Source organism: Bacillus sp. RC240, from assembly GCF_044907945.1.
In the GTDB taxonomy this organism is placed as follows: Bacteria; Bacillota; Bacilli; order Bacillales; family Bacillaceae_G; genus Bacillus_A; species Bacillus_A mycoides.
This window is the reverse complement of sequence record NZ_JBIYCT010000005.1, coordinates 181,776-205,193: the sequence shown is the minus strand read 5'-3', so window position 1 is coordinate 205,193 and position 23,418 is coordinate 181,776. Positions and strand designations below refer to the sequence as shown.

At 38.2% G+C, this 23,418-nt stretch carries 29 protein-coding genes and 2 pseudogenes; 2 read left to right on the top strand and 29 right to left on the bottom strand.

The window, feature by feature from the left end; all coding sequences use genetic code 11:
- The 21 genes and pseudogenes from ABH955_RS18415 to ABH955_RS18315 all read right to left on the bottom strand — a co-directional run bounded on the left by ABH955_RS18415 (nucleotide 1) and on the right by ABH955_RS18315 (nucleotide 15,382).
- Nucleotides 1–654: a DUF975 family protein gene (locus ABH955_RS18415; protein WP_404454767.1), complete on the bottom strand. Its 654-nt coding sequence runs from the start codon at nucleotides 652–654 to the stop codon at nucleotides 1–3.
- Between the two features lie 44 nt (nucleotides 655–698).
- Nucleotides 699–827 (bottom strand): annotated as a pseudogene (locus ABH955_RS18410) (DUF975 family protein); the annotation flags it as partial.
- Between the two features lie 77 nt (nucleotides 828–904).
- Nucleotides 905–2,026, bottom strand: a complete 1,122-nt coding sequence (gene tnpB / locus ABH955_RS18405) for an IS200/IS605 family element RNA-guided endonuclease TnpB (RefSeq protein WP_404454770.1) — start codon at nucleotides 2,024–2,026, stop codon at nucleotides 905–907.
- A 186-nt stretch (nucleotides 2,027–2,212) separates the two neighbouring features.
- A pseudogene (locus tag ABH955_RS18400) lies at nucleotides 2,213–2,467 on the bottom strand (DUF975 family protein); the annotation flags it as partial.
- A gap of 183 nt (nucleotides 2,468–2,650) precedes the next feature.
- On the bottom strand, nucleotides 2,651–3,052 hold the full coding sequence (gene atpC, locus ABH955_RS18395) for a F0F1 ATP synthase subunit epsilon (protein ID WP_002016279.1): 402 nt from the start codon (nucleotides 3,050–3,052) through the stop codon (nucleotides 2,651–2,653).
- Between the two features lie 20 nt (nucleotides 3,053–3,072).
- Complete coding sequence (atpD, locus tag ABH955_RS18390; RefSeq protein WP_002139020.1) at nucleotides 3,073–4,482, bottom strand: F0F1 ATP synthase subunit beta; 1,410 nt, start codon at nucleotides 4,480–4,482, stop codon at nucleotides 3,073–3,075.
- 245 nt (nucleotides 4,483–4,727) lie between these two features.
- A complete protein-coding gene (atpG, locus tag ABH955_RS18385) occupies nucleotides 4,728–5,588 on the bottom strand; it encodes a F0F1 ATP synthase subunit gamma (protein WP_002016283.1) in 861 nt (286 codons plus the stop codon).
- A 205-nt stretch (nucleotides 5,589–5,793) separates the two neighbouring features.
- The gene (gene atpA / locus ABH955_RS18380) at nucleotides 5,794–7,302 is read right to left on the bottom strand and encodes a F0F1 ATP synthase subunit alpha (protein ID WP_113936192.1); all 1,509 of its coding nucleotides are present in this window, start codon (nucleotides 7,300–7,302) and stop codon (nucleotides 5,794–5,796) included.
- Nucleotides 7,303–7,313: 11 nt separating this feature from the next.
- Nucleotides 7,314–7,856 carry a F0F1 ATP synthase subunit delta gene (gene atpH, locus ABH955_RS18375; RefSeq protein WP_002113044.1) on the bottom strand — a complete coding sequence of 181 codons (543 nt, stop codon included), beginning with the start codon at nucleotides 7,854–7,856 and terminating at the stop codon, nucleotides 7,314–7,316.
- On the bottom strand, nucleotides 7,853–8,359 hold the full coding sequence (atpF, locus tag ABH955_RS18370) for a F0F1 ATP synthase subunit B (RefSeq protein ID WP_002113045.1): 507 nt from the start codon (nucleotides 8,357–8,359) through the stop codon (nucleotides 7,853–7,855). The genes atpH and atpF overlap by 4 nt, the downstream gene beginning before the upstream one ends.
- A gap of 128 nt (nucleotides 8,360–8,487) precedes the next feature.
- Nucleotides 8,488–8,706, bottom strand: coding sequence for a F0F1 ATP synthase subunit C (gene atpE / locus ABH955_RS18365; RefSeq protein ID WP_000052064.1), 219 nt, complete (start codon nucleotides 8,704–8,706; stop codon nucleotides 8,488–8,490).
- Nucleotides 8,707–8,762: 56 nt separating this feature from the next.
- A complete protein-coding gene (gene atpB, locus ABH955_RS18360) occupies nucleotides 8,763–9,482 on the bottom strand; it encodes a F0F1 ATP synthase subunit A (protein ID WP_002089740.1) in 720 nt (239 codons plus the stop codon).
- Nucleotides 9,483–9,489: 7 nt separating this feature from the next.
- A complete protein-coding gene (locus tag ABH955_RS18355) occupies nucleotides 9,490–9,882 on the bottom strand; it encodes an ATP synthase subunit I (protein ID WP_002016288.1) in 393 nt (130 codons plus the stop codon).
- Nucleotides 9,882–10,106, bottom strand: coding sequence for an AtpZ/AtpI family protein (locus ABH955_RS18350; protein ID WP_002089742.1), 225 nt, complete (start codon nucleotides 10,104–10,106; stop codon nucleotides 9,882–9,884). The genes ABH955_RS18355 and ABH955_RS18350 overlap by 1 nt, the downstream gene beginning before the upstream one ends.
- Nucleotides 10,107–10,132: 26 nt before the next feature.
- On the bottom strand, nucleotides 10,133–10,246 hold the full coding sequence (locus tag ABH955_RS18345; RefSeq protein WP_000232963.1) for a DUF4024 domain-containing protein: 114 nt from the start codon (nucleotides 10,244–10,246) through the stop codon (nucleotides 10,133–10,135).
- 375 nt (nucleotides 10,247–10,621) lie between these two features.
- The gene (gene upp / locus ABH955_RS18340; RefSeq protein ID WP_002139017.1) at nucleotides 10,622–11,251 is read right to left on the bottom strand and encodes a uracil phosphoribosyltransferase; all 630 of its coding nucleotides are present in this window, start codon (nucleotides 11,249–11,251) and stop codon (nucleotides 10,622–10,624) included.
- Nucleotides 11,252–11,522: 271 nt separating this feature from the next.
- A complete protein-coding gene (glyA, locus tag ABH955_RS18335; RefSeq protein ID WP_242310796.1) occupies nucleotides 11,523–12,764 on the bottom strand; it encodes a serine hydroxymethyltransferase in 1,242 nt (413 codons plus the stop codon).
- Nucleotides 12,765–13,017: 253 nt separating this feature from the next.
- On the bottom strand, nucleotides 13,018–13,590 hold the full coding sequence (locus tag ABH955_RS18330; protein WP_002089746.1) for a TIGR01440 family protein: 573 nt from the start codon (nucleotides 13,588–13,590) through the stop codon (nucleotides 13,018–13,020).
- A gap of 66 nt (nucleotides 13,591–13,656) precedes the next feature.
- Nucleotides 13,657–14,100 carry a ribose 5-phosphate isomerase B gene (rpiB, locus tag ABH955_RS18325; RefSeq protein ID WP_002089748.1) on the bottom strand — a complete coding sequence of 148 codons (444 nt, stop codon included), beginning with the start codon at nucleotides 14,098–14,100 and terminating at the stop codon, nucleotides 13,657–13,659.
- A gap of 96 nt (nucleotides 14,101–14,196) precedes the next feature.
- Complete coding sequence (locus tag ABH955_RS18320) at nucleotides 14,197–14,637, bottom strand: low molecular weight protein arginine phosphatase (protein WP_404454776.1); 441 nt, start codon at nucleotides 14,635–14,637, stop codon at nucleotides 14,197–14,199.
- Between the two features lie 247 nt (nucleotides 14,638–14,884).
- The gene (locus tag ABH955_RS18315; protein WP_002016294.1) at nucleotides 14,885–15,382 is read right to left on the bottom strand and encodes a PTS sugar transporter subunit IIA; all 498 of its coding nucleotides are present in this window, start codon (nucleotides 15,380–15,382) and stop codon (nucleotides 14,885–14,887) included.
- A gap of 387 nt (nucleotides 15,383–15,769) precedes the next feature.
- On the opposite strand from ABH955_RS18315, the gene ABH955_RS18310 reads away from it, so the two are divergent.
- Nucleotides 15,770–16,156, top strand: coding sequence for a DoxX family protein (locus tag ABH955_RS18310; protein ID WP_002068579.1), 387 nt, complete (start codon nucleotides 15,770–15,772; stop codon nucleotides 16,154–16,156).
- A 167-nt stretch (nucleotides 16,157–16,323) separates the two neighbouring features.
- Nucleotides 16,324–16,935, top strand: a complete 612-nt coding sequence (locus ABH955_RS18305; RefSeq protein WP_002034901.1) for a flavin reductase family protein — start codon at nucleotides 16,324–16,326, stop codon at nucleotides 16,933–16,935.
- Nucleotides 16,936–17,238: 303 nt separating this feature from the next.
- On the opposite strand, the gene ABH955_RS18300 is transcribed toward ABH955_RS18305, so the two are convergent.
- The 8 genes from ABH955_RS18300 to prfA form a co-directional block, all read right to left on the bottom strand.
- Nucleotides 17,239–17,517 (bottom strand): DUF3935 domain-containing protein, encoded by a 279-nt coding sequence (locus tag ABH955_RS18300; RefSeq protein ID WP_002034899.1) that lies wholly within the window; start codon nucleotides 17,515–17,517, stop codon nucleotides 17,239–17,241.
- Between the two features lie 81 nt (nucleotides 17,518–17,598).
- Nucleotides 17,599–17,730, bottom strand: a complete 132-nt coding sequence (locus ABH955_RS18295) for a hypothetical protein (RefSeq protein ID WP_001037634.1) — start codon at nucleotides 17,728–17,730, stop codon at nucleotides 17,599–17,601.
- 19 nt (nucleotides 17,731–17,749) lie between these two features.
- A complete protein-coding gene (locus ABH955_RS18290) occupies nucleotides 17,750–18,298 on the bottom strand; it encodes a manganese efflux pump MntP (protein WP_113936188.1) in 549 nt (182 codons plus the stop codon).
- A gap of 77 nt (nucleotides 18,299–18,375) precedes the next feature.
- The gene (locus tag ABH955_RS18285; protein WP_113936187.1) at nucleotides 18,376–19,416 is read right to left on the bottom strand and encodes an L-threonylcarbamoyladenylate synthase; all 1,041 of its coding nucleotides are present in this window, start codon (nucleotides 19,414–19,416) and stop codon (nucleotides 18,376–18,378) included.
- A 108-nt stretch (nucleotides 19,417–19,524) separates the two neighbouring features.
- Entirely contained in the window at nucleotides 19,525–19,983 is a 459-nt protein-coding gene (locus ABH955_RS18280; RefSeq protein ID WP_002016300.1) for a GNAT family N-acetyltransferase, read from the bottom strand.
- A gap of 49 nt (nucleotides 19,984–20,032) precedes the next feature.
- Nucleotides 20,033–20,893, bottom strand: a complete 861-nt coding sequence (gene spoIIR / locus ABH955_RS18275) for a stage II sporulation protein R (protein WP_404491429.1) — start codon at nucleotides 20,891–20,893, stop codon at nucleotides 20,033–20,035.
- A 400-nt stretch (nucleotides 20,894–21,293) separates the two neighbouring features.
- A complete protein-coding gene (prmC, locus tag ABH955_RS18270; RefSeq protein ID WP_002143879.1) occupies nucleotides 21,294–22,145 on the bottom strand; it encodes a peptide chain release factor N(5)-glutamine methyltransferase in 852 nt (283 codons plus the stop codon).
- Complete coding sequence (gene prfA, locus ABH955_RS18265) at nucleotides 22,145–23,212, bottom strand: peptide chain release factor 1 (protein ID WP_002139009.1); 1,068 nt, start codon at nucleotides 23,210–23,212, stop codon at nucleotides 22,145–22,147. Before prfA ends, prmC begins: the two co-directional genes overlap by 1 nt.
- Between the last annotated feature and the right edge of the window lie 206 nt (nucleotides 23,213–23,418).

The following is a 23,418-nucleotide window of genomic DNA, read 5'->3' as shown; positions in this document are numbered from 1 at the left end:
TTAAAGTGTCGGAATTCTTTTTTCGTAATATTCTTCTGCAATCTCTTCGTAAAAAGCTGCTGTCGTTGTATAAAAATACGGAATCAACCATAAAAATCCAATCCCTAATGTAATACAACTTAATATAAACCAACCAATAAAACTTAAACATAATATGAAATACTCCATCTTATGTCCAGCCATCATACGACGACTTTCTGTAATAGCTTGATTTATTGAATACTCAGGATGATCATTTATAATAAAATACGTCATCGCATAAGAAAATGATTTAATAATGCCTGGAATAATAAATAGTAAACACCATAAGAAAATATAAATGTTTACTACTATATATAACAAAAATGACCTTATAAACTTACTTCCTTCTGTAAACCATCTAAATATATGCCCAATACGCGCTTCTTTTTCACGAATTATATGTAGTGCTAAACAATAACCCCCTAGCGTTAAAGGCCCCACCAGCAATATTGTAATAACATCTATTGAAAGTGAGCTATTCACTTCTTTCCACTCCCAAACCTGAGAGAGAAGGAACTGAATACTAAAACTAAAAGCTGAAGTAAGAATCGAAATAAGTAATGTTGCCCCAACAGCTAAGCCCCATTTTCCTTCCAGTGAATCTAGCGCTTCTCCTTTTAAATCACTAATCATACTTAACCTCCTATACGTAATAATTCTATTAGTATAGCACGTCCCTACTGCAATTCACCTTTTGCAATATAGCGATAAAAATGTGCTGTCGTTGTACCTACATATGGACTAAGCCAAAGAAATCCTATTCCAAGAGTAAGAATTGCTAAAATAGCCCATCCTATGAAGCTAAGCCTTGAACTACCCCCACTTTCACTTCGTTTAGAAGTGGGGGATTCCTAAGTAAAGAGTTCTATTGAACTCTAATTTATTAGGCTATCTCCGCAGTCCTTGCGGTTAGAAGCCTTATCGCTTCATTCTTTAGATTGATACTTGCGTTAATATCCCTATCATGGTGTGTAAGGCAAGAAGGGCAGTCCCATTTACGTAGGTTGAGATTTTTAACGTCTTTGTTTTGATATCCACAACAAGAACATAATTGGCTTGAAGCAAATGTTTTCGATACGACAATGATTTGTTTGCCGTACCATTCCGCTTTATATTCCAACATGGTTCGAAACTGTGACCATGATACCTCACTAATCGCTTTTGCTAACTTATGATTCTTTAACATATTAGATACTTGCAAATCTTCTATACCGATAACATCGTGGTTTTTGATGATTTCAGTTGAGATTTTGTCCAAGTAATCTTTTCTAGCATTTGCTATGTATTCATGAATTCTAGCTACTTTTACTCGTTGTTTATTCCAGCGAGAAGATCCTTTCATTCTTCTAGAAAGAACACGCTGTGCTTTTGCCAACTTCTCTTCTAACGATCGAAAAAACTTCGGATTTTTATAGGTTGTTCCATCTGACAAAATGGCGAAATCTTTTAGTCCCACATCCATTCCAATGTAAGAATTTGTTTTCGGAAGTTCTTGCACTTCTGTTTCAACTAACAATGACACAAAGTATCTGCCAGAAGAGTTCCGTCTAACCGTAGCATTTAAAATACGTCCCTTTATTTCACGACTTTTGGCAAATCGAACAAGACCTAGTTTTGGTAATTTTATTTTGTTTCCTATAACGGAAATGTTTTCATTTGTTTGTTTTGTGGTGTAAGATTGTACGTTGTTTTTCTTAGACTTGAAACGCGGGGCACTATTTTGTTTTTTAAAAAAGCGTGTATACGCATCCGCAAGGTTGCGAACAGAAGACTGAATCGCAATACTATCCACTTCTTTTAGCCAAACAAACTCTTTCTTCATGGCAGGAAGTTTGGCAGAGCATGTACCATATGTCAAACCTTTTCCTGTTTCTTTGTATACATTATCCCATAGAGATAGGAAATGATTGAATACAAAACGAGAACAGCCAATCGTTTTATTGATTAGGGTCGCTTGTGCTTTATTTGGATAGATACGAAATTTATATGCTTTATTGATTATCATTCGTTTCACCCCCATTTCGATATGTGCCTATTATACAACAAACGTACATTTGATAGGTAGTGAAGTAACAGTTTATGTATGTCGAACAATTAAGACGGCTTCCTGCCATCCCTTGTCCGAAGCCAATTCATCTCCCACCTACTCACTTCGCGTTCCTTGAGGAAGGAGTCTTCTTGGCTAAAATGATAAAAGAAATAAATCTAGTTTATGTCCCTTCATAACGTTCTTACTTTCTCTCATTGCTTGTGAAACGCTATAATTTGGATTTTCAACCATAACATAATACGTCATCGCATAAGAAAAATACATCACAATCATTACAACAATCGAAATAGCTAATAGTACAAAGAAAGCAATTGTTAACGATACATTCCCTTCCTCACCAAAAAACGCGAATACACCTAGTAACAACATCGGAATCCACGTACCTGTATATAACAAAAAACGAACCTGCAGTTCTTTTTATTTCTTGATTTTCACACTTGGCATCGGGCAGAAAAAGGATCTGACCGCTTCTATGCACGGCTAGATGCTCTCTCCTACCTAAAGAGAGGCGTTTTTTTCCTCTTTTTATTTATATCCACAACAAAAAATCCGTAAAGGCAAGAGCCCTTACGGATTTTTTTACTTCATATCAGAAACGTTTAAACGGTTCACAGCACGCTGCAAGGCCATTTCTGCACGTCTAAAGTCAACATGCGCTTGTTTATCTTGCATACGTTGCTCAGCGCGACGTTTCGATTCATTTGCACGATGGATATCGATATGGTTTGCTTCTTCAGCAGATGATGATAATACAGTTACTTTATCTGGACGAACTTCGATAAAGCCACCGCTTACTGCTACATAATCAGTGTGCCCACCATTTTTCAGACGAACCGCACTAATTTTTAAAGGTGCAACAGTTGGAATGTGACCTGGTAAGATCCCCATTTCCCCACTCTCTGCTTTTACGCTTACCATTTCTACTTCTTTTTCGTAAACCGGTCCATCAGGAGTTACAATACTGACTGGAAATGTCTTCATAATTCGTCCCTCCTAAGGCCTTACGCCATCATTTTCTTCGCGTTTTCAATAACTTCTTCAATGCTACCAACAAGACGGAACGCATCTTCTGGAAGGTCATCATATTTTCCTTCTAGAATTTCTTTGAAACCACTAACTGTATTTTTTACAGGTACGTAAGAACCTTTTTGACCTGTAAACTGTTCAGCTACGTGGAAGTTTTGTGATAAGAAGAATTGAATACGACGAGCACGATGTACAACTAACTTATCTTCTTCAGATAACTCATCCATACCTAAGATAGCGATGATATCTTGAAGCTCTTTATAACGCTGTAAAGTTTGCTGTACTTGACGAGCTACTCCATAATGCTCTTCTCCTACGATTTCTGGAGAAAGCGCACGAGATGTAGATGCTAATGGATCTACGGCTGGGTAAATACCCATTTGTGTTAAACGACGCTCTAAGTTTGTTGTTGCATCTAAGTGAGCGAACGTTGTAGCTGGTGCTGGATCCGTATAGTCATCGGCTGGTACGTATACCGCTTGGATAGACGTGATAGATCCTTTATTTGTAGATGTAATACGCTCTTGTAATTGACCCATTTCTGTTGCAAGTGTTGGCTGGTAACCTACCGCAGATGGCATACGACCAAGAAGGGCAGATACTTCAGAACCCGCTTGCGTGAAACGGAAGATGTTATCGATGAACAATAGTACGTCTTGTCCTTGCTCATCACGGAAATGTTCAGCCATTGTTAAGCCTGTTAATGCAACACGTTGACGTGCTCCAGGTGGCTCGTTCATTTGTCCGAATACCATCGCAGTTTTCTTAATTACGCCAGAATCGCTCATTTCGTGGTATAAGTCGTTACCTTCACGAGTACGCTCACCTACACCAGCGAATACAGAGATACCACCGTGCTCTTGTGCGATGTTGTTAATTAATTCCTGAATTAATACTGTTTTACCTACACCGGCACCACCGAATAGACCGATCTTACCACCCTTAATGTAAGGAGCAAGTAAGTCTACTACTTTAATACCAGTTTCAAGAATTTCTACTTTAGTAGATAACTCTTCGAATGCAGGCGCTTGACGGTGAATTGGATCACGACGTACATCCGCAGGAACATCACCATCTAAGTCAATTGCATCACCTAATACGTTAAATACACGACCAAGTGTTGCATCACCAACTGGTACAGAGATTGCTTTACCAGTATCTTCTACTTCTGTGCCACGAACAAGTCCATCTGTGGAAGACATTGCAACTGTACGAACTGTGTCATCACCTAAATGAAGTGCAACTTCAAATGTTAAGTTAATGCTTGCTCCGTTTTCGTTGCTTTGTTTTACCGTAAGGGCGTTGTAGATTTCTGGTAGCTTTCCGCCATCAAACTTAACGTCTACAACCGGACCCATGATTTGCGTAACGCGCCCTTTATTCATCGGGTTCCCTCCTAGCTTTCTTTTAATTAGCCAGCTTTCTAAGAGAAGTCGGCTTTTAATTTTTATTAGTTTATAGCTTACGCGACTCTCCTGTTCTGGACGAACCGCCTACGCTTTTTATTGAATCTAGCTCCAGCGGTTAGAATGTTCGGTGGCTTCGCTTTTTCCTGCGAGGCACAAATCGCCTCTACGTCAAAAGCTCCATCCCCCTCTCATTCTGAACGAACCGCCTACGCTTTTTAATACTATTCTAACGCCGCTACTCCACCAACGATTTCCGTAATTTCTTGCGTAATCGCTGCTTGACGCGCACGGTTGAATGAAAGTGTAAGTGAATCGATAACTTCCATTGCGTTGTCTGTAGCACTCTTCATTGCTGTCATACGCGCCGCATGCTCACTTGCTTTACCGTCTAGTAATGCACCGTACACTAAGCTTTCTGCGTATTGTGGCAATAATACTTTTAAAATTTCTTCTTCAGAAGGTTCGAATTCATAAGCTGTCGTCGGTTTATCAGACGCCACATCCGTAAGCGGTAAAATTTTATTTTCCGTTACTTCTTGTGAAATTTTACTTACATAATGATTGTAGTAAATATACAGCTCGTCATAAGCACCATCTGCGAACATCGCAATTGCTCGAGAAGCAATATCTTTAATATCAGTAAATGATGGGTGGTCAGATAATCCAACTACTTCATCAATGATGTTAAAGCCGCGACGTTTTAAATAATCACGTCCTAGTCGTCCAAGCACAATAATTGAATATTGGTTTGAATCCATATTATGACGTTCACGAATTACGTTACTTACTGTACGTAATACGTTACTGTTATAACCACCTGCTAGTCCGCGATCAGATGTAATAACGATGTATCCTGTACGCTTTACAGGACGCGCATTTAGCATTGGATGATTAATCCCTTTACTTCCTTGCGCAATGCTCGCTACTACTTCTTGAATCTTTTCCATATACGGAACGAAAGATTTAGCATTTTGCTCTGCACGGTTTAACTTAGATGCAGATACCATCTCCATCGCTTTCGTAATTTGACTCGTTTTCTTTGTCGAGTTAATCTTCGCTTTTATATCGCGTAAAGATGCCACAGGTTTTCACCACCTTTTTTCCGGAAGTTGGCACGATTAGTAAGAATCCTCTTCCTAATCTACGTTGCAAGATATTCTTGCTCATGATTGAAGGAAAAGAATAGGTGCACCTACTCTTTTCCTTTACATAACCGTCAGCAATCTCAAAAGCTGAGATGCCTTTTATATGATCTAGCTAAGCCACAGTCGACTTCACTTTTAATTATTATTCAGAAGCTACGAATACTTTTTTAAATCCGTTAATTGCTGCTGCAAATTTGTCGTCATCCGCAAGTTTCTTAGTTGTGCGAATTTCGCTTAATAAGTCAGTTGCATTTGAATCTAACCAAGCATGGAATTCTTCTTCGAAACGAGTGATATCTACTACTGGGATATCATCTAGGAATCCACGTGTTAAAGCGTAAAGAATGATAACTTGTTTCTCTACACGTAACGGTTTGTGTAATCCTTGTTTTAATACCTCAACTGTACGAGCACCACGGTTTAGTTTCGCTTGTGTTGCTTTATCAAGGTCAGAACCGAACTGAGCGAACGCTTCTAACTCACGGTAAGATGCAAGGTCAAGACGAAGTGTACCTGATACTTTACTCATCGCTTTAATCTGAGCTGATCCACCTACACGAGATACAGAAGTACCCGCATCGATCGCTGGACGTACGCCAGAGAAGAATAGGTCAGATTGTAAGAAGATTTGTCCATCCGTAATAGAAATTACGTTTGTTGGGATGTAAGCTGATACGTCCCCTGCTTGTGTTTCGATGAAAGGTAGTGCAGTTAAAGAACCGCCGCCTCTTGCATCACTTAATTTTGCTGCACGCTCTAATAAGCGAGAATGTAAGTAGAATACATCCCCTGGATATGCTTCACGACCTGGAGGACGACGTAATAGTAATGAAAGCTCACGGTAAGCCGCTGCTTGTTTTGATAAGTCATCATATACTACTAAAACGTGTTTACCATTGTACATGAACTCTTCACCCATTGTTACACCAGCGTAAGGAGCTAGGTATAATAATGGAGCTGGTTGAGAAGCTGATGCAGTTACAACGATTGTGTAATCTAATGCACCGTGCTTACGTAGTGTTTCTACTACGTTACGTACAGTTGATTCTTTTTGTCCGATAGCTACATAGATACAAACCATATCTTCATCTTTTTGGTTAATGATTGTATCAAGTGCAACTGCTGTTTTACCTGTTTGACGGTCACCGATGATTAACTCACGTTGACCACGGCCAATTGGTACAAGAGCATCGATCGCTTTAATACCTGTTTGAAGTGGCTCATGAACAGATTTACGATCCATTACACCTGGTGCTGGACTTTCGATTGGACGAGTGTTTGTTGTATTGATTGGGCCTAAACCATCAACTGGTTGACCTAATGGGTTTACAACACGACCGATTAGTTCTTTTCCTACTGGTACTTGCATGATGCGACCAGTACGACGAACTTCGTCACCTTCACGGATTTCTGTGTAAGGTCCTAAGATAATGATACCTACGTTGTTTTCCTCTAAGTTTTGTGCTAGTCCCATAACGCCGTTAGAGAACTCTACAAGTTCACCAGCCATAACGTTATCAAGACCATGAGCACGCGCAATACCGTCACCAACTTGGATAACTGTACCAACATCACTAACTTCGATTTCAGACTGATAGTTCTCGATTTGTTGCTTTATCAGTGCGCTAATTTCTTCAGCTCTGATGCTCATGTGCTTCACCCCTATCTATTCTTCATTAATTCACGCTGAATACGTGCTAATTTTCCTTGTAAGCTTCCGTCGTAAATGCGATTTCCAATACGTACTTTAATGCCGCCTAGTAAATCTTCATCTACAACATTTTTCACGCGAATTGCATCTTTTCCTGTTTTTTTTGCAAATGCTTCTGCAATGTTAAGTTTTTCGTCTTCTGATAGAAGACGAATAGAATATACAGTTGCATCCGCTACGTTACGTTCTTCATTAGCAAGAACAACATATTCATCTGCAATTTCAGGTAGAATATCAATACGCTTGTTATCAATTAAAATATATAACGTATTTAAAATAGATTCAGAAACAGATGCGAATACGTTTGCAAGAAACGTTTTCTTCTGCTCTTTTGAAATGTTCGGTTGCGTTAAAAAGCTATGTAGTTCTCCGTTCTTTACATAAACGTTTTGTACAAGGCGTAATTCCTCTTCAAACATTTCTAATACGTGTTTTTCTTTTGCAATTTTGAAAAGAGCGACAGCATAACGTTTTGCTACAATCCCATTGCTCATCGCGCTTCTCCTACTTCTTTAATATAATCGCGAATTAACTTCACTTGATCTTCTTCTTTTAACTCTTTTTCAATTACTTTAGAAGCAATTTGAACAGATAAAGAAGCGACTTGTTCTTGTAAAGCAGCAATCGCTTGCTCTTTTTCGCGTTGAATTTCTTGTACAGCAGATGTTTTAATTGATTCTGCTTCTTCTTTCGCAGCAGCAACAATAACATCTTTTTGATCTACAGCTTGTTTTTTCGCTCTTTCGATTAACTCTTGTGCTTCAACACGCGATTGTTTTAACATTTCACGTTGTTCTTCTACTAACTTCTTCGCTTCAGTGTTACTTCTTTCTGCAGCGTCGATTTCATTAGTAACATGCTCTTCACGTTCTTTCATAATTCCCATTAAAGGACCCCACGCAAATTTGCGTAGCATTACTAATAGAAGTAAGAAAATGAACAATGTATAAGCAATCGTTCCAAATGGAATGGAAGCCCCTAATAATAAAGTTGGCACAAGGATTCACTCCCTTCAAAATATCTAAATTGATCATATGAAAAAAAAAGACATACGTTTAGTTCATAAAGCAATGGCGAAGAAAGTTCAAAAAACACTCTTCGCCATCTATGTAAGGGGAGTCTCCCTTATTTGTTCATTACGATGAAAGCAATAACTACACCGATAATTGGAAGTGCCTCAACTAATGCAACCCCGATGAACATAATTGTTTGAAGTGCGCCTTTTAATTCTGGTTGACGAGCAACACCTTCGATTGTACGTGATACGATAAGACCGTTACCAATACCTGCACCTAATGCTGATAAACCAATTGCAATTGCAGCTGCGATTACACCTAAACTCATTTAATTTGTCCTCCTTTGTATTATAAAAAAATAAATTTTTTCTTACTTAAATTATATTAATGGTCATGGCTTACTTTATGAGCCATATAAACCATCGTTAACATTACGAAAATAAATGACTGGATTGAACCAACGAATACGCTGAATCCCATCCATGCTAACATCGGTACAAGTGCACCTAATGCTCCTAAGAATGATGCCCCACCTAACTTAGCAAGTAATCCTAATAAGATTTCACCTGCGTAAATGTTACCAAATAAACGAAGACCTAACGTTAATGTGTTAGCAAACTCCTCAATAACCTTTAATGGGAATAAGAATTTCATAGGTTGGAAATAACCTTTAGCATATTCTTTCGTACCCTTCATCTTAATTCCATAGTAATGGGTGAGGGTAACTACCATCACGGCTAATGTTAATGCAACTGCTGGATCAGACGTTGGTGATCTCCACCATGCAATATGTTCGCCAGCCTCAACTGTTGAATACATGAATGGTAAACCAAGGAAGTTCGATACGATGATAAACATGATAAGCGTAACGCCAAGCGTTAAGAATCGTCCACCTGTTTTCCAGTCCATCGTACTATTGATAATCCCTTTCACGAAGTCAAACACCCATTCCATGAAGTTTTGCATTCCGGTTGGGCGAAGCGCTAAGCTGCGAGTTCCGATAACAGCGATTAAGAAAACAATAACTGCTGCTACAGTAACCATCATAACTGATGACAAATCGAACGTTAAACCTAGAAATTCAACTAATTTACCGTGTTCCACTAGTAATTCACCTCTCTTCCCTGCTCGTATACTCTAAATAAAGAAAATCTATGATCATGACAAGGTATCCTGTCAGCAATCCTACACCTAAGCCCCACATCGCAATTAACTCTTGATATTTGGCTGCAAATAAAATTAATAACCCAATCGTGGCGAATCTTGAATATGTACTTACCGCTGTCGCCTTAAACTTCACGTTTTCTCCATTTGTTACGCGATCTAATAGCTTGTCTGTTCTACGTGCAATGATGCGCAAACTAAGAAAACTGAAAATCGTTCCGATAATCAGCCCAAGAAATACATCCTTGTAAGAGGTAATTCCCCATCCTAGCACTAGAAGCGCAAGCAAGTAGTACATATATTTCTTTTGTCGTTGGACAAGTCCATGTACGTCTATCATCATTGCTCTCCCGAATAGTAATGTTGAATGAGTCGAATCATTGCGTATACCCCTGTTCCTAACCCGAGTAATAACCCTATAATAAGAAACAACGGAAACGTTCCAACCTTATTATCAATCCATTGCCCACCAAAGATTCCAATAAGAATAGAACCAACTAACTGAGCAAGTATTCCTGACATTAAAGCATACGCTTTTATATGGCTGCGATCGTTTTTTTGCAAGGATTCATCCCTCCAATATGTAACCCTCATTCACGATGTGTTAATAATAACTCATTTTTCTGCATAAATTCTATACAAAATAAAAAGTTTACATTTTCGTCACGGAATAGATGCATTTTTGTCACTGAAAGCCCTACCATCTATCCCCGTTGTTAGCATACAATAGGGTATTAACAGTGTCAACGAGAAATCGTAAAAAATCAAAAAATTTGAGTATTAGGCATTTCCTCCCAAAAATGAAAACGTTCCCCTTCTAAATACTGGTTAGAGATATGCAATTTCTAACAGTTTTCTCTTTATAATAGAAGAAAATGTTCACAAGTTTGTCACTATTATATTTTTAAGATATAGCACTTTCCTTCCATAATATAGTGTCCCCGAGACGTAAGACTTCTATATTATATGTGATGTGTATATAACTTATGTTGTATATACCCTGTATATTTATCTCCCCCTCCCCCGTGCGCTGAGGGCGAAAAAAAACGAGCGGGGAATCCCCCCTCTCGTCTGTTGTCTTACTTCGTTCCGAATAAACGGTCACCAGCATCACCAAGACCTGGAACTACATAACCATGGTCATTTAACTTCTCATCTAATGCCGCTACATAAATATCAACATCAGGATGCTCTTCCTGCACTACTTTTACTCCTTCTGGAGCAGCTACGATACACATTAATTTAATTTGCTTTGCACCGCGCTTTTTCAGAGAATTAATTGCTTCAGCCGCAGAACCACCTGTTGCTAGCATCGGATCTAGTACGATAAAGTCACGCTCTTCTACATCCGTTGGAAGTTTCACATAGTATTCTACCGGTTGCAATGTTTTAGGGTCACGGTATAGACCAACGTGTCCTACTTTTGCTGCTGGAATTAATTTCAGAATTCCATCAACCATTCCTAAACCTGCACGTAAAATCGGAATTAAACCAAGTTTTTTACCAGCGATCACTTTTGTTGTCGCTTTGCTTACAGGTGTTTCAATTTCAATGTCTTGAAGTGGAAGGTCGCGAGTAATTTCGAAAGCCATTAAGCTTGCTACTTCGTCCACTAATTCACGAAAATCTTTCGTACCTGTATTCTTATCGCGAATATATGTAATCTTATGTTGAATTAACGGGTGATCAAATACATACAGTTTTCCCATGTGAATCTCTCCTTTAGATGATATTCATGCGTTTACACGCTTTTTTACACTATTTACGATTGTAAAGAAAACGCTACTAATATTCAAGGGCAAATTTGGTAAAATCGTGAATTAGAATGAATCTATCTAGTATCTTTACCAATTATGGGAGCTGTATCCTTCATTATATCGCCAAAATTTATTCATCATTTGTATACATACTTTAAAAATAATATATGTCCACAAAAAAGACTGCCAAAACAATTACGTTTCAGCAGTCTTTTTCAATCTATTATAGACTTGTATACATTGGGAATTTGCTCGTTAACGCTTCTACACGCTTACTTGCTTCTTCTAATGCAACTTCATTCTCATGATTTTTTAATGTATAAGCAATAAGTGCCGCAATTTCATCCATTTCTTCTAAACCGAAACCACGAGATGTTACAGCTGCTGTACCGATACGTACGCCGCTTGTTACAAATGGGCTTGCTGTTTCAAATGGAATTGTATTTTTGTTCACTGTAATACCAACTTCATCTAATACGTGCTCTGCTACTTTACCTGTAATTTCTAAGTTACGAACATCAATTAAGATTAAATGATTGTCTGTTCCGCCAGAAACAAGTGTAAGTCCTTCCTTTTGAAGGCCTTCAGCTAAACGATTCGCATTATTAATGATATTTTGTGCATATGTTTTAAAATCATCTTGTAGTGTCTCACCAAATGCAACAGCTTTTGCAGCAATTACGTGCATAAGTGGACCACCTTGAATACCAGGGAAGATTGATTTATCAATTTGTTTTGCAAATTGCTCTTCACATAAAATCATACCACCACGTGGACCACGTAATGTTTTATGTGTTGTCGTTGTAACGAAATGTGCATGTGGTACTGGGTTTGGATGTAAACCAGCAGCTACTAAACCAGCGATATGTGCCATATCAACCATAAAGTATGCACCCACTTCATCTGCAATCTCACGGAATCGTTTGAAATCGATAACACGAGGATATGCACTTGCACCTGCAACGATTAATTTTGGTTTATGTTCTTTCGCTTTTGCTAATACATCATCGTAATTAATACGGTGAGATTCAGCATCCACGCCATATTCTACGAAATTATATTGTACTCCACTGAAGTTAACAGGGCTTCCGTGTGTTAAGTGACCACCATGAGATAAATTCATACCAAGTACTGTATCGCCTTGCTCTAAAATCGTAAAGTATACTGCCATGTTCGCTTGTGCACCAGAATGTGGTTGAACATTTACATGCTCTGCGCCAAAAATTTCTTTCGCGCGATCACGTGCGATATCTTCTACTACGTCTACGTGTTCACAACCACCATAGTAACGTTTTCCAGGATATCCTTCAGCATACTTATTCGTTAGAACAGAACCTTGCGCCTCCATTACTGCTTCACTTACGAAGTTTTCCGAAGCAATTAACTCGATCTTTGAACGCTGTCTTCCTAGTTCTGCCTCAATTGCAGCAAATACCTTTTCATCTTGACGTTTTAAATGATTCACCAAAATCCCCCTTTTCTGAACGAATTACATCAATTCCCAATAGTTTTTTCTCATTTATTCAGAAAAAACGAAAATTCAGGTTGTAATTCTTTCGAACCTTCATGTTTTCAACTACATTCTAACATGACTTTCTATATCATAAAAGAAAAAAAAAGACCAAAATTGGTCTTTTCTTTCTTCTATTATAAAGTCAGACTACATACCTTTTAACTTTCGATATAAAGCTGTTATAAGACTTTATAATTTTTCATGTTTAACGGCAAGGAATAGCTTCTTCATTTGCCGCATAAACGGCACGTGCTCCACCTATTAGTTTCCCACGTGTTTTCGCCATCGTTACATGCGCACTTCCTATTTCCTTCACACTTGTACGAACCGGTACAGCTACATGCTTTAAATGCATACCGATAAATGTATCGCCGATATCCATTCCTGCATCTGCTTTAATAAACTCAATTACTACCGGATCTTTAAAATTGTGATACGCATACGTCGCTAATGCACCACCTGCTGATCTAACAGGCGTAACTGTTACAATTTCAAATTGATATTTCATCGCTACATCTCTCTCAACTACTAAAGCACGATTTAAATGCTCACAACATTGAAACGCCAATTCAATACCTGTTCTCTCTTGAAATTGTTTTAATTCAGAAAAAATCGCCTCTGCCACTTCCATCGTTCCTGATGTTCCAATTCTTTCACCTAGCACTTCGCTCGTGCTACACCCCACTACAAAAATTTGGCCTCTTTGCAGCGTGGCTTGTTCTTGGAAATCAGAAAGCGACATTTGTAGCTGTTCTCTTACCTTTACGATTTCTGTCATTACGCCTCTTCCTTTCACAGGTTGGTTCACCAAATTATATTTCATACTACTTATAGTTAGAATCTATTACTTTGTTTCGTACGTTTTAATTTTTCCTACGCGGTTTTCGTGACGGCCACCTTCATAGTCAGTTGTTAGCCAAATTTTCGCGATATCACGCGCTAGACCAGCTCCAATTACACGCTCGCCCATTGCTAACATGTTAGTGTCATTATGCTCTCTCGTCGCTTTCGCACTGAAAGTATCATGAACTAATGCACAACGAATACCATTTACTTTGTTTGCTGCGATTGACATGCCAATGCCTGTCCCGCAAACTAAAATACCACGATCCACTTCACCATTCGCGACCATTTCTGCTGCTGGAAACGCAAAATCAGGGTAATCAACAGAACCAGCTTCACATTCACAACCTAAATCAATATATTCAATATTTAACTCTTCTAATAAATTTACAAGTTCTTTACGGATATTCATACCGCCGTGATCAGATGCTACTACTACTTTCATTTTTACCCCTCCGAAGTCTCAATCAATTATCTTCATTTCACACTCGCTACCTTAATGGAACAAAGTGATCTCCAATATCGTATTATACACGAAACATCAACCTTCTGAATGTTTTTTCAGTAAAGTTTGTACAAGTTTTTCCATCTCTTCTAACGTTTCTTTATAAATAGAAAGCGATCCGCCAAATGGGTCTGAAATATCCTTACTTACACCCTCAGTTAATCCATATAATGTATCCAATTTCTTTTCAACACTCGGATAATGCCCAAGTACAATTTGCTTATGGTTTTCCGTCATTGTTACTACAATATCCGCCCAATCAACCAAAGTATCGTTTACCTGCTGCGCGGCATGATCGATTACAATTCCTTTTTCAGCTAAAGCTTCCTTTGCATGTACCGACGCATCGCTTCCAGGATAGGCGAAAACACCAGCAGATTGCACTTCAAATTTACCTTCTCCATAATGGCGAAGCAAAGCCTCAGCCATCGGACTACGGCATGTATTTCCAGTGCAAACAAATAACACCCGTTTCATCTAAACCCACCCCTTTTTTTCTGTTTCCTACCATTTATCATAGCGTACATTAGAATAGAACAAAAGAAATGTGAATATACGAAAGGCGCATTTCTCTTATATTTTTTCTAAGAAAAATGCGCCTTATCCACATATATGTGAAACCCTATTTCCAAGTGCCCAAAGTATTTCACCATACATAATGAACACACTACGAAACAAAAGAAGGAATCCATTTCATATGAAACGGATTCCTTCTATCAAATAATTATTTCATTGTAACTTTCATTACTTCTGTTGAACCTTTTGTAGCTGTTACACCTACAGTTGTCTTAATAGACTCAGCTGCATCTGTGTTTGTAATAACGATTGGAGTAATTGTGCTTTTCGCTTTTTCACGAATTAATTCTAAGTCGAATGAGATTAATTTATCTCCAGCTTTTACAGCTTGTCCTTCAGAAACGTGAGCTTCGAAACCTTCACCTTCCATTTTTACAGTTTCTAATCCAACGTGGATTAAAATTTCTGTACCGTTTTTCGCTTTAATTCCAATAGCATGTTTCGTGTGGAATAATTGTACGATTTCACCATCAACTGGAGATACAACTACACCTTCAGTAGGATCGATCGCAACACCGTCACCCATCATACGACCAGCGAATACTGGATCTGGTACTTCTTCAATATTTTTCACTGCTCCAGTTAATGGAGCTACGATTGTTTCTTCATTTGTTTTTGAACCAAAACCGAATAATTTTTTAAACATAGGATAGTCCTCCTTATAATTTACCTAAAAGTTTATAGGGCAATCTCTATTCAAGATCGAAATACACGTAAGACTTCATACTTCGAATGTTATACTGTAAAAACTCTTTCGAAATAAATCATGTCATTACTACTAGACTCTTATTGTAGCGCTTCACAAAATTCCAGTCAATTCTGATTGTCTGAACAACAATGAGAAGTTAACTTCTACTTATATTTTCTCTTTTTTTCACTTACTTGTCTAGAGGTCTTTACTACATTTTATTTTTTGTTGTTAATTTGTAAAATTACTTTCAAATTTTTGTCGAAATCCACTTGACTAAAGTAAGTAACTATTTTATTATTACTTACATAAGATAAGTTAATAACTTTTAGGAGGTTTTTTAAAATGATGGATATCGGTCTTCTTATTATTCGTCTTATTATAGGAATTACATTCATGGGTCATGGTGCTCAAAAATTATTTGGTTGGTTCGGCGGTTACGGCTTAAAGGGAACTGGCGGCTGGATGGAGTCAATCGGCTTACGTCCAGGTGTATTTATGGCATTTATGGCTGGCGCAACTGAACTATTAGGTGGTTTCTTATTCGCAGCAGGTATTTTCACTGTAGTTGGTTCATTATTTATCGTAGGAACAATGTTAGTAGCAATTTTCACAGTTCACGGAAAAAATGGTTACTGGGTAACACAAAACGGATTCGAATATAATTTAATGTTAATCGCTGTCGCTATCGGTGTAGCTTTAATCGGTCCTGGCGCTTACGTTTTACTTTAATGTTTATCTCTATTTCAAGATATTTACAAAAAAAGAGATTACTTCAGTACAATCGAGGTAATCTCTTTTTTTTACATCATCAAAAAAATATTATTTTCAGCAGGAGATTCCCATTGATATCTTGTAAAGGAACAATAAGTATTCATATTTAGAAAGGGGATTACAACATGTTATCCATTAATCCAAACGAACAAACCGAAAAAGATAATTACAAATTACTAACTGGAAGTATCATTCCACGTCCTGTTGCATTCGTTACTTCTGTAACTAAAGATGGCGTATTGAACGGTGCGCCATATAGTTATTTCAATATCGTCGCTGCCAATCCACCACTTATCTCAGTTTCAGTACAACGCAAAGAAGGAAAACCGAAAGACACTTCCAGAAACGCAATAGAAAAAGGGGAATTTGTCGTACATATTTCTGATGAATCTTACGTAGAAGCGATCAACGAAACAGCAGCGAACCTACCTCCTAATGAAAGTGAAATCGAATTAGCAAAACTAACACCGATTGACAGTGATGTCATTTCAGTACCAGGGGTTAAAGAAGCAAACATTCGAATGGAGTGCATATTAGAACGCGCTATCCCACTCGGCGGAACCGAAGACTCGCCAGCTTGTGACCTACTAATCGGCCGCGTCGTTCGCTTTCACGTCGCTGAACACTTATACGAAAACGGCCGAATTCACGCCGAAGAACTAAAACCAATAAGCCGCCTAGCAGGACACAACTACGCAAAACTAGGAGAACAATTTGAATTAGTGAGGCCCATTTAAAGGCGGAAGCGGCTCGTTCAGAATCGCAGGGCATTGGAACTCTCGACCTTGAAGCGCTTTTTGCTTCGAGCAAGAGAGTGAAATGACCGGAGATTCTAGCCGCTGGAGTTGGATATATTTAAAAGTGGAAGGGGCCCGCTTAGCTCTGACCAGCTAAGGTTCTCTCGCACAAAAGGTGCTTTATACCTTTAGTGCGGGAGGTTCTTAGACGCGAAGAGCTGGCCACTGGAGCTGGATGCCACCGAAAAGCTCCAGCTTCATCACTCAAACATACCCCCCCCCCCGCTGAAAGCGGGGGATTTTTTATCGTAATTCTTCGTTCTTCTCCTCTAATGCCGGGAATTTCTCTTTTTTAGATCTACCAAGCTTTATTACAAAGAAATATAAGGAAAGTAACGTAATAAGGAAAACAATTAAAAACGGGTACGGAGAATAAAAAGTACGCGCCGCCTCCGATTTTCCTGCAACAAACTTCAATGACTCAATATCTAAAAACTCAGCAAACATTTGTACACCGAGCATACTGAACCAAAAAACAAAAAAACTAATAATAATACCAAAAACTTGCTTCAATCTCGTCATCCATCTCATCCTTTCTATATTTGTAATTTTTTAGTGTGATCAATATAGTACAAACGAAACTATGCACAGAAAGGAACGATCTCACCATTCACGAATTAACTTAATCCAACCTAACATCGAAATTTGCAAAATAATACCCCAGATTATTAGCCTTCTTAGCCATCTAGGAAAGAAGGTTAAAAACTTAACATACCATTCCAATAACTTGTTCATAATTCCCTCCTATATAAAATTATATAGGAAAAAGGAGATATAATCCAAATCCAACCAGAATGATACCACCTACTATTTCACCATATGTACCAAGCATATTTTTGGCATGCCTACCGAGCAATAAACCCATCCACGCCAGTAACATACTTATTAGTCCGAACAATAATATCGTAATAATTGTCTCTGCTCCGTAAATTCCAAGACTAAGACCTACTGAAAAACTATCTATACTGACACCAAATGCAAATACAAATAAACTAATTCCAATTGGAGCAGTTCTAGTCTCTTCACTTTCTAAAATAGACGAATATACAATATAGAACCCTAGCCCAATTAATAAAATAGCTCCTGCAAAATTCGCGACATCCCCATACTTCTCTGATAGAAAACGTCCTAGTACCATTCCGATAAATGGCATAATAATATGAAATATCCCAATTGTCATACCTATATAAAGGATTTGTCTTAACTTTAATGTTACCATCCCCATACCGAGGCTCACTGAAAATGCATCCATCCCCAGGGCAAATGCCATAATTATTAAAGGTATTAATTGTTCAAGTGTCATTCATATCCCCCCTCGGACGTGCTACTTCACAATATGCTTATCCGAGGAAAAATATTCTGTTTGCTAAAGGTACATTATCATTCAGTGATAATATGATGTCCCGCAGCTTTTGTTAAACGATTCATAATTGCATTTCCTATGCCTTCATTCGGGAATGATTCACTAAAAATAACATCTACTTCACTTGCATCAAACGTTCTAAGCACATCATATAACTTAGTCGCAACGCTGGCTAAATCGCTTCGCACACCACAAGACAATACAACATCTGCACTATACACATGTTGATACTCTTCGGTCGTTAATACACCTACTTTAAATCCTTCTTTCTTTTTCTCATCCACAATACGTTGAATAAACTCACGGGATCCTTCAACAATACTAAGTGGCGCTTTCGGTGCATAATGTGTATATTTCATTCCAGGCGATTTCGGTTTTTCTTTCTCATCCTTTAAAGCTGGATCTAAAGAAACATTTCCTATTACTGCTTCCAATTGTTCCTGCGTAATCCCACCAGGACGTAAAATCGTCGGAACTTCGCTCGTACAATCAATTACAGTTGATTCAACACCTACTCCTGTCGCCCCGCCATCAACAATACCAGCAATTTTCCCATTTAAATCTTCATACACATGAGAAGCTAACGTTGGACTTGGGCGTCCTGAACGATTCGCACTCGGTGCCGCAACAGGCACGTTTGCCTCTTCAATAAGGGCGAGCGCTACTGGATGATCCGGCATCCTCACTCCGACTGTATTAAGTCCTGCCGTAACCCTCTCTGAAATCCCTTTTTTTCTCGGTAAAATAATTGTTAATGGTCCTGGCCAAAAATGCTCCATTAACTTTTCTGCAACCGGCGGAATTTCTTTTACGATACCATCTAACTGAGATTTTGTTCCTATGTGGACAATCAGTGGATTATCGCTCGGTCTCCCTTTCGCTTCAAAAATTTTCGCTATCGCTTCATCATCCATTGCGTTTGCTCCTAACCCATAAACCGTTTCCGTTGGGAAGGCCACCGCTTCATTTTCTCTTAATAATCTCGCTGCTTCTTTTAATTGTGGATAATATTTTTTTCTTTCCACAACATTATCCACAACCCACATATTTGTATGCATTTTTTCCCACGTCCTTTTCTACCATGAAATACTTGTCTATTTTTAGTTTACTATGAGATTTATCCAAAAGACAAACAAGGTTTATCCACAAAATGTGGATAAACCTTGTTAATCCGTGGATAACTTTGTGAATAGCTGACAATTTAGTATTATTGCATTTAGCTCTTTTATATTTTTACAAAAGTGTTCTAACTGTCGAATTTCCTCTGGCACTTCCTCTTTCTCTATAATGACAAAGTTAAAAAACTGAAAGATGGTCACAGATTGTGGATGATTTGTGAGTAAGTACAATTGTCGAATATCTTTTTCTTTCATATACTGCAAAAACATCTCGAAAAAATATAAGAAAGTCTGTTTATCCACATTAGGTGTGAATAAACAAGAACGGATAAGTGCATTTTCTCCACTCTGTTCATATCCAATTACCGCTCGTATTTCTCCCGCCTCTTCCAAGATCATAAATTGTGCGTACAACTCATTTATTTTATCATCTTTTTTATTAGCTTGTCCGAAAAAAGAATGTAATCTTTCTACATCTGCTTTCGTAGCAAAATACACGTTCTTCATAGTAAATCCCTCCTCATTGATATATATGAGGAAGGATTTATTAATAGCACTATTTAGAGAATAAAGATGTAAAAGCTTCGACGATAAATAATTTAACTTCTGGTTTCTCTTCCTCTTCTACTGTTACATACTCATTTTGCTTTTCTTGTTTTTGCTCCACAGGTTTCTCCACTTTTTCCACAGTTTTTGTTTCTACTTTTTTTACAGGCTGTTCTTCTACTTGTGTTTCGTGTTTTACTACTTTCTTTTCAGAATCTGTTACTTTTTTTGCGACTTCCTGCTTTACAACCTTCGTTTCTTTCACTTTACCCTCTTTCTTCTCTGGTACATCCACTACTTCCTCATCTTGCTCCTTAACTTCCCCCTCCTCAGGAGATTCAGCCTTCACAACATGTTCTTCTTTCCTTACAGCTGTACCACTTGAAAAATCTAAGAAACACATCGGTGGAAATAATACACACCACCAGTTTGCACCTTCACCTTTTCCAATTGTAATAAGTACCGCTTCATATTCTCCTGCCGGATAAATAAAATTCCCATATACCTTTGTAGGAAACTTCACATTCTTACCGAATTTCACTTGAAACGCCTCTTTACTTCCTTCTCTTTTCAGCGTATTCGCCACTGTCTTTTCAATTTCAGGAATATGATTTTGAATTACTTTTCGAGCTTCTTCAAATGACGTTAAATCCGCTACCCATCCATCAATTTGCTCTTTCACTTCATCACGTACTTTACGTTTTAATGCCTGATCTTTATCGGAATCACTATTAGCTAAAATACGTAATCGAACGGCCTCTTTCGGAATAACAGTAGGCCCTTTTGCATCAGCTTTCATATATCCAAACTGCACAAGTAACTGTGCACCAATTAATAATAAAAGAAAGTAAGCAATAACTTGTTTTTTCATTTCCTCCACCGTCCCCTCTAAAAACAGTGTGGACAGACTTTCATCTTTCTAAACTATTAAATTCAAAATCTATATGAATTTTTGTAACTAATCAGCCACTCTATGAAAAACCGACAGAAAAACATTTTTTTAAATAGACGAGAGGGACTGGCTATGCACAGGAGCGGTCAGGGCCTTTTCCTGCCACGCGCAAAGTTTTAAAACAAAGAAAGCTAGCAAAGTGTATGTCCATTTTTATCTTCGTGGCAGCAATCTATATGCTGAAAAATGAAAATAACTTTCTATAGGTAATAAGAGGCGTATTTTCTCTGGAATAATACCCCTTACCAAAATTCTAAATAAAATGTATGGCTGAGTAGTTACGAATTTTTCATACAAAAAATAGAGTAAGGCTTATGCCTTACTCCATCTCTGCAAATACCATGCGATCTTTTCCATTAATATCAAATACAACTTCAACTTGAGCGCGCGGGAAAGTTTGCTGTAATAATGCTTTCACATCTTCACCTTGCCCTACACCAATTTCAAACGCCACAATCGCCTTTTTCTGTAATACATTCGGCAATTCTTCCATAAAACGACGATAGAAATCTAGTCCATCTTCACCACCAACAAGCGCACGCTTCGGCTCATGCTCCTTCACAACAGTAGAAAGACCACGCCAATCTTCCTCTGGTATGTACGGAGGATTGGAAACAACAACATCTAACTTCTGACCTGTTTCATAAAACGGAGACAGTAAATCGCCGTGATAGAAAGTTACATCCGCCCCTAAAGTTTTTGCATTTTCTTTTGCAACTTCAATCGACTCCTGTGCGATATCTACTGTATACACATGAAGATTTTTATTTTCTAAAGCGAGCGTAATAGAAATCGCTCCACTACCTGTTCCAATATCCGCTATGTGAAGCTCCTCATTACCGAAATGGCGCTCAATTCTCTCTAGCACTCCAACTATAAGTTCCTCTGTTTCCGGTCTTGGTATCAATACCTCTTCATTTACAAAGAATGATCGGCCATAAAACATTTCATAACCGAGCATATATTGGATCGGAATACCTTCTACATGGTTGTGGATAAATTCTGCAAAACTTTTCTCTTGTTCCGCAGTTATTTCTTCACGCATATTCATGAGCATTCCGGTTCTGTTTGTCTTTAATACATGACAAAGGACAATTTCTCCCGCATTTTCATCTCGTCCATTTTCCTGTAAAAAAGAAGAAGCCCATTTCAGGGCTTCATAGACACGCATTACTCAGCTGCCTCCATCTTTTGCGCCTGATCTTCCATCACTAAGGCATTGATGAAATCATCTAACTTACCTTGTAGGATTTGATCTAGCTTTTGAATCGTTAAACCGATTCGATGGTCTGTAACACGGTTTTGCGGGAAGTTATACGTACGAATACGCTCTGAACGATCTCCCGTACCAACAGCTTGTTTACGGTTTTGATCATACTCAGCTTGCGCTTCTTGTCTAAATTTATCATAAACACGTGCGCGTAATACTTTCATCGCTTTTTCTTTATTCTTAATTTGTGATTTCTCATCCTGACAAGATACAACTACACCAGTCGGTAAATGTGTTAAACGTACCGCTGACATCGTTGTATTAACGCTTTGTCCACCAGGACCACTAGAAGCAAACGTATCAACACGAACATCTTTTTCATGAATATTAATTTCTACTTCTTCTGCCTCTGGTAGTACAGCTACAGTTGCTGTAGATGTATGAATACGTCCACCAGATTCCGTTTCTGGAACACGTTGTACACGGTGAGCACCATTCTCGAATTTCAGCTTCGCGAAAGCACCTTTACCATTAATCATAAAGATAATCTCTTTATATCCACCTAACTCTGTATAGCTCGCTTCGATAATTTCAGTTTTCCAACCTTGCACCTCAGCATAACGGCTATACATACGATATAAATCACCAGCAAATAAAGCTGCCTCGTCACCACCAGCAGCGCCACGAACCTCAACGATAACGTTTTTATCATCATTAGGGTCTTTTGGAACAAGTAAAATTTTCAGACGTTCTGATAATGTTTTCTCTTGTCCTTCTAATTCAGAAACCTCTTCTTTTACCATATCACGCATATCAGCGTCTAACTTATCTTCTAACATTGCTTTTGCATCTCGTAATTGCTCACGAACATCTTTATACTCACGGTACACCTCTACCGTGTCCTGAATATCAGATTGCTCTTTTGAATACTCACGAAGCTTATTTGTATCGCTAATAACCTCTGGGTCACTTAACAATTCATTCAACTTCTCATAACGATTTTCTACAGCTTGCAAACGATCTAACACACCATTCACCTCTACATCCTAGTATCTAATACAAATAGTATATGGTACTTAATCAAAAAAACGCAAATTATATTTAAAAGCGCAGGTGGCTTGTTCAGAATCGCAGGACATTGGAACTCTCGGCCTTGAAGCGCTTTTGCTTCGAGCGAGAGAGTGAAATGGCCGGAGATTCTTGCCACCAATCTTCATCTATTTTCGAAAAAAAC